Genomic DNA, 5,464 nt, shown 5'->3' on the forward strand with positions numbered 1-5,464 from the left:
GTGGGACGCGGTGCCTCGGCTCCGCCCTCCGCGCGCTACATTCGCCGCCGGGCCCCCATAGCCCAATTGGCAGAGGCAGCGGACTTAAAATCCGTCCAGTGTCGGTTCGAGTCCGACTGGGGGCACCAGAAACAGCAGGTAAACACGAGTGCGGGTCGCTTTCCTAGACCGGTGATCCGGTCTCGGTGTCACGAGTTGTCACAACTCGACCGAAACTGCTTGCGGCGGCGCGTAGAGCGTCGTCCTGGCTGTGTGCATACACCGACATGGTGAAGGCGGCGCTTGCGTGCCCGAGCCATGAAGCGATCACCGCGATAGGCACCTGACGCAGGTGCATCAATGTCGCACACGAATGCCGCGCGTCGTGAAGCCGTACCCGCTCGATCCCGAGCCCGTCGAGCATTCGGCCCCACCGGAACGTCAGCAGGTTGGGGTGGTACGACTGGCCCGTCTCGTCGCAGGCGACGTAATCACCCGAGCCATACCCTTCACCGAACGCCAGCCGCTCCTCTGCCTGGCGCCTGCGTGCCGCCTTCAGCACGTCCACCACTTCGTTGGGCAGCGGCAGTGTCCGGGTGCTCGCCTTCGATTTGGGCGTGCCGGAAACGATCTCTTTGCCGATAGCGACGCGGTTCTCCACGATGCTGACTGTCTTGGCCTTCAGGTCGACATTGGCCCACCGCAGACCAGCGACCTCGCCGCGGCGCAGCCCGTATAGCGCCAACGTCCACAGGTGCCGATCGCGGCACTCATGGTCGAGGATGCGGAACATCTCATCGGCGGTCAGTGTGCGGAACTTTTGAGGATCGCCGGCCACCCGGTCCACCAGCCGCGCAACGTTACGCACCACATTGCCCTGCGCCACCTGGTCGTCAAGGACGGCTGTCGTCAGGTAGAGCAGGTAGTTGCATGAGCGTGGTGTCCACTTCTTGCGGCCTTCGACCTCGCCGCGGCGCAACCGGCCCACGAGACCGTCTAAGTCGGCCTTCGAGAGTTTCTGGATCTCGATGTGGCCGAGTTCGTCGCGCAGCGCCTCTAGCTTCGAGCGGTGCCCGGTCAGCGTCGATTCCTTCAGCGCGTGCTTTGACGCCAGCCACGCCTCGCACGCCTGGTCGACCGTCAACTTGCTGGCATGGACGTAGGTGCCGGCGTTCACGCCGCCTTGGATCGAAGCGAGTTCGGCCCGCGCCGCAGCCTCTGTCGCGAGCCGGCGCCGGATCTGGCGGCGCCTACCTGATTCTGGGTCGCGACCAGCATCAACGGTCAACTGGTAGCGCACGACCGCTTTGCCGGTGCTGCGATCTTTCACCTGAATCTTCTTGATCTGCGGTGGCAGCTGCTGTCGCTTACTCATCAAATTCAAACCTTCTTCTTGCCTGGCTCGGTCTCGGGTAAGAGCCCTGCCGAGCGTGCTTGTTGGACGTAGCGCGCCGCGGTGCGGTGAGACACACCGAACGAGCGCGCGACGGCCTCGGTGGGCCGTTGCTCGAAATGCTGCCGGTAGATCTCGGCGACCTTCTGCAGCCGTTCCGGGGTAACGGTGCGGGGCCGGCCTGAGAGGGCGCGCCGGATGTCGGGAACAGCGGTCCGGTCGACGACGGGCTTCGACCAGCTCGTCCAACCGGGGCCTGTCCCGGAGTACTTGAGCGAGCACATCGCGACTATCTGCTCTAGCCAGTCGCCCAGGCGGATCGTGGCGAGGTCTTTGTCTCGGACTTCGGGCCCGTCCGGCCGTGCCTGCAGCTGGACCTCGACCCATTGCGGAATGCCTTCGCGCACTTCAATTTTCATTGCGAAGTCTGGCTGGTTCTCGCCGCCGCGGATCTGCACGAATATCGCTCGCGGAATGCGGCGGTCACCAACCTGGACTCTGTCGCCGGGTTCATAGGTCGCCCGCCCGTAGCCATCCCAGAAGGTGTGCGTCGCTGTTACCGTCACTCACGCATCACAACCTAGCCAACAAAAACCTCGTCACTGACGAGGACAATATTGTCATCAGCCCGCCATGCTGTCAATAGCCGCTGACACCCCAGCGGAAACGTCAGAACGACAGCGAGAGGTGCTGGATGACTGAGATTAAGCGCCGTCTGGTGTCAATACCGGATGCCAGGGCGGAACTTGGCGGCATAGGCCACACCACCATCTACGACCTGATCAATCGCCGTGAACTGGTCAAGGTCAACATCGGAAGGCGCTCATTTATCACCGCCGAATCCCTTGCAGCGTACGTGGATTCACTCAGCGAGGTTGCAACGGCATGAGGCGAAACGGCTTGGGGCCGCCGGGCCCTGAAAGGGAAGAACCCGGCCCCACCCCTGGAACCGGGCCTTTCCATTACAAGTCTCTAGCAGGTACCACCCAAACCGTCGACCATCCCCAGTATGGCACGGGGCGGCTCCGGCAGTGTGGCGGCGACACGGTGGCAGGACTACACCGGCGCCGCAACACGTCCTGGCGGGTGGTGCCGCTGGACTGCGGCTGCCGCGACCCGTGGCCATGCCGATGCACACAACCGCCGCTGTCGGAGCGGATGGTCGACGCCGGCCGCGACGCCGCACTGCACATTCTTGATGCCGGCGAGATCCCACTGTTGGAGATCGAGATTCTGCAAGCGCTTTACCGTCGCGGCGGGACTGACCGGGCTCTCGCCGAACAACTGCACGCATTGGCTGGCGGGGTGGTCGCATGACCACAACAGCGGTTTACGGGACTAGTGCGTTAAACGGTGGTCGGTATCGGCGCACCCACGCCGAACTAGCCGAGATCGACGCCGCTATCTATGAGATCGCCGAAGCTGAGGAACCGGTCACGGTCCGCGGTCTGTTCTACCGCGTGATGTCGCGGGGCCTGGTGCCCAAGTCCGAGCAGGGCTACAGCGTCGTACAACGCCGAGCCCTCAAGATGCGCCGGCGCGGAGACCTTCCCTACGGGTGGATCACCGACGGCAGCCGGCTACGCCTGAAACCACGAACATTCTCCAACGCCCAAGCCGCCCTTGAGAACACCGCCCGCATGTACCGCAAAGATCTGTGGATCGACCAGGGTTTGCATGTCGAGGTCTGGACCGAGAAAGACGCCATCCGCGGCGTCGTCTCACCCATCACCGCCGAATACGACGTGCCGCTGATGATCTCGCGCGGCTTCAGCTCCGAGACGTTCCTCTACGAGACCGCTGAGGACATCAACGAGGAAGGCTGCCCCGCCGTCATCTATCAGCTCGGCGACCACGACCCGAGCGGGGTCGCCGCCTGGGACGACATCCAACGCAAGCTGCGCGACTTCGTCGATGACGGCATCGACGTGACCTTCGAGCGGATCGCCGTCACACCGGAGCAGATCACCGAACTGGCTCTGCCGACACGGCCCACCAAGCAGTCCGACACTCGCGCCGCGAAGTTCGACGGCGAATCGGTGGAGGTCGACGCCATCCCCTCCTCGGCGCTGCGCGATCTGGTGCGTGATGCCATCGAGCAGTGGATCGACCGGGAAGCGTTGCGACTCACCAAAATCGCCGAGCGCTCAGAGCGCGAAATCCTGACCCGCATCGCCGACGGGTGGGACAACCGATGAGCACCGACCACCTGGTCGCATCCGCGACCGCAGACCTACCGGCAGGGGGTGACCCAGTGAGCGACATCCTCGACTACTTCAACGCATGTTTCGACGACACAACAGGCCAGCTACACATCGCCGTAGGACAAGAACCCTACCTGCGCAACGGCAAATACAAGTTCAAGAATTTCGTACAAAGCCACTTCGCCTACCCGGACGAAGCCGACCACGCCGCGCGCGAAATCCTGCGGGAGGCAACGCTTTACGACGTCTACGTGTGCCCCTACCTGATGTGGGCGAACAAGCGGGCGCAGGGCGCGGCCGTCAACCATATCCTTGTGCACGCCGACGTCGACAACGGCCGCCTCGACCTGGACAAGGTCCGCGCCCTCGGCGGGTTCGCCATCGGCTCAGGCACACCCGGCAACGGGCACGTCTACGTTCCACTATCCGCATCGGTCACCCACCCCCAGCACCGGCAGCTATGCCAGGCGCTCCGAAAATATTTCGGCGCGGCCGACGCGAAGATCTCCGACAACGATCTGCTCCGCCCACCCGGAACGTGGAACTACAAACCGACCCTCGCCGGCGGCGACCGGGCCCCAGTCGGATGGGTGGGCCGCCAGTGACCGCGGCGCGGGTCGACCCGCACGCGCTCGCCTCCCAACTGGACGTCATCCTCACCCACGAGAACGGGGAAGCCCCACACCGGGCCGCGGGGGCTTCGAGCGCAACCGAGCCGTTCAACCTCGACGACTACCCGCTTGTGGCGGCCGCGATCGCGATGGTCACCACCCCGGCGGACCGATCCGCCGACACCTACCGCGTCGTCGCCGCCTGCGTCGACGCCGGCCTGTCCGTGGAGCAGACCCGCTGGGCGGTACGCACCCGCCGAGACCTCGCCCAACGGCTCGACGAACGCAAGGACGACGACGTGGCCACCAGCTGGAACAAGATCCACACCGACCGGCAAGCCCGGATCCACGACACCGAATGGACTGACCGCATCACCGCCAACGGCGACACCCCGGCCGGGCAGCCCGACGGTGACCCCGGACCTGACGAACCGCCGCCCGACACCGCAACGACAGCCGACGTCAAACACTCTGGGCACCTCGGAATGGCCATCAAACTCGCCACACAATTCCGCGGCAAACTGCTGCACGTCTACCGCATCGGCTGGCACCGCTGGGACGGCAAACGCTGGGCACCCGACGGCGACGGCGGCGCGCGCCGCGCCGTGCACGCGGTGATCAGGCGGGACCGCCGCAAATGCGAGGAACTGCCTGCCGAGGAGCGAGAGAAACGCGCCAAACAGATTGCCCGCTACGAAACCGCGTCCGCGATCAGCGGCATCCTCACCGAAGCCGCCGCGCTCACACCGTTCGCGGCTGCGACCGACGTTATCGACGCCGACCCTTGGCTTCTCAACTGCGCCAACGGCACCCTCGACCTGCACACCCTGCAGCTGCGCGACCACGACCCCGCCGACCGGATCACCAAAATCTGCCGCGGCGCCTACCACGCCGACGCCGAGACGCCGGTCTGGGACGTGTTCCTCGCCCGGGTGCTGCCCGACGAAGCGGTCCGCGGATTCGTGCAGCGGCTCGCCGGGCTGTCACTGCTCGGCGAGGTCCGCGAACACCTCCTGCCGATCCTCACCGGTGTCGGAGCCAACGGGAAAGGCACCCTCTACAAGGCGCTGCTGTACGCGGTCGGAGACTACGGCCGCGCCGCCGAACCCGAACTATTCATGCACCGCGACGGCGCCCACCCCACCGGCCAGATGGACCTACTCGGCCGGCGGCTGGTCATCGTCAGCGAGACCGACGAAGGCCGACGACTCGCCGAAGCCACCATGAAACGCCTCACCGGCGGCGACCCCATCACCGCCCGCTACATGCGCGAAAAC

7 protein-coding genes and 1 tRNA gene are annotated in these 5,464 nt (G+C 65.2%); 6 read left to right on the top strand and 2 right to left on the bottom strand.

Annotated elements, in window-relative coordinates:
• Positions 1–51: 51 nt before the first annotated feature.
• A tRNA-Leu gene (locus tag ACLP9N_RS29370) sits at positions 52–128 on the top strand.
• A gap of 35 nt (positions 129–163) precedes the next feature.
• Here ACLP9N_RS29370 and ACLP9N_RS29375 read toward each other — a convergent pair.
• Positions 164–1,354 carry a site-specific integrase gene (locus ACLP9N_RS29375; RefSeq protein WP_442410661.1) on the bottom strand — a complete coding sequence of 397 codons (1,191 nt, stop codon included), beginning with the start codon at positions 1,352–1,354 and terminating at the stop codon, positions 164–166.
• Between the two features lie 5 nt (positions 1,355–1,359).
• The gene (locus tag ACLP9N_RS29380) at positions 1,360–1,938 is read right to left on the bottom strand and encodes a hypothetical protein (protein ID WP_442410662.1); all 579 of its coding nucleotides are present in this window, start codon (positions 1,936–1,938) and stop codon (positions 1,360–1,362) included.
• 128 nt (positions 1,939–2,066) lie between these two features.
• Between ACLP9N_RS29380 and ACLP9N_RS29385 the strand changes: the two genes are divergently transcribed.
• The 5 genes from ACLP9N_RS29385 to ACLP9N_RS29405 all read left to right on the top strand — a co-directional run.
• On the top strand, positions 2,067–2,261 hold the full coding sequence (locus ACLP9N_RS29385) for a helix-turn-helix domain-containing protein (RefSeq protein WP_442410663.1): 195 nt from the start codon (positions 2,067–2,069) through the stop codon (positions 2,259–2,261).
• Between the two features lie 158 nt (positions 2,262–2,419).
• On the top strand, positions 2,420–2,689 hold the full coding sequence (locus ACLP9N_RS29390) for a hypothetical protein (RefSeq protein WP_442410664.1): 270 nt from the start codon (positions 2,420–2,422) through the stop codon (positions 2,687–2,689).
• Positions 2,686–3,570 carry a hypothetical protein gene (locus ACLP9N_RS29395; protein WP_442410665.1) on the top strand — a complete coding sequence of 295 codons (885 nt, stop codon included), beginning with the start codon at positions 2,686–2,688 and terminating at the stop codon, positions 3,568–3,570. The genes ACLP9N_RS29390 and ACLP9N_RS29395 overlap by 4 nt, the downstream gene beginning before the upstream one ends.
• A complete protein-coding gene (locus tag ACLP9N_RS29400) occupies positions 3,567–4,181 on the top strand; it encodes a hypothetical protein (protein ID WP_442410666.1) in 615 nt (204 codons plus the stop codon). The genes ACLP9N_RS29395 and ACLP9N_RS29400 overlap by 4 nt, the downstream gene beginning before the upstream one ends.
• The coding region (locus ACLP9N_RS29405; protein ID WP_442410667.1) for a DNA primase family protein at positions 4,178–5,464 on the top strand (1,287 nt) is incomplete at its 3' end. The genes ACLP9N_RS29400 and ACLP9N_RS29405, both read left to right, overlap by 4 nt.

It is taken from the genome of Mycobacterium sp. (assembly GCF_052144515.1).
Taxonomy (GTDB): Bacteria; Actinomycetota; Actinomycetes; order Mycobacteriales; family Mycobacteriaceae; genus Mycobacterium.

Bases quoted from the DNA above. Each gene is read 5' to 3' on its own strand.
- ACLP9N_RS29375 (WP_442410661.1), bottom strand. From the start codon at position 1,354: ATGAGTAAGCGACAGCAGCTGCCACCGCAGATCAAGAAGATTCAGGTG.
- ACLP9N_RS29385 (WP_442410663.1), top strand. From the start codon at position 2,067: ATGACTGAGATTAAGCGCCGTCTGGTGTCAATACCGGATGCCAGGGCG.
- ACLP9N_RS29395 (WP_442410665.1), top strand. From the start codon at position 2,686: ATGACCACAACAGCGGTTTACGGGACTAGTGCGTTAAACGGTGGTCGG.
- ACLP9N_RS29400 (WP_442410666.1), top strand. From the start codon at position 3,567: ATGAGCACCGACCACCTGGTCGCATCCGCGACCGCAGACCTACCGGCA.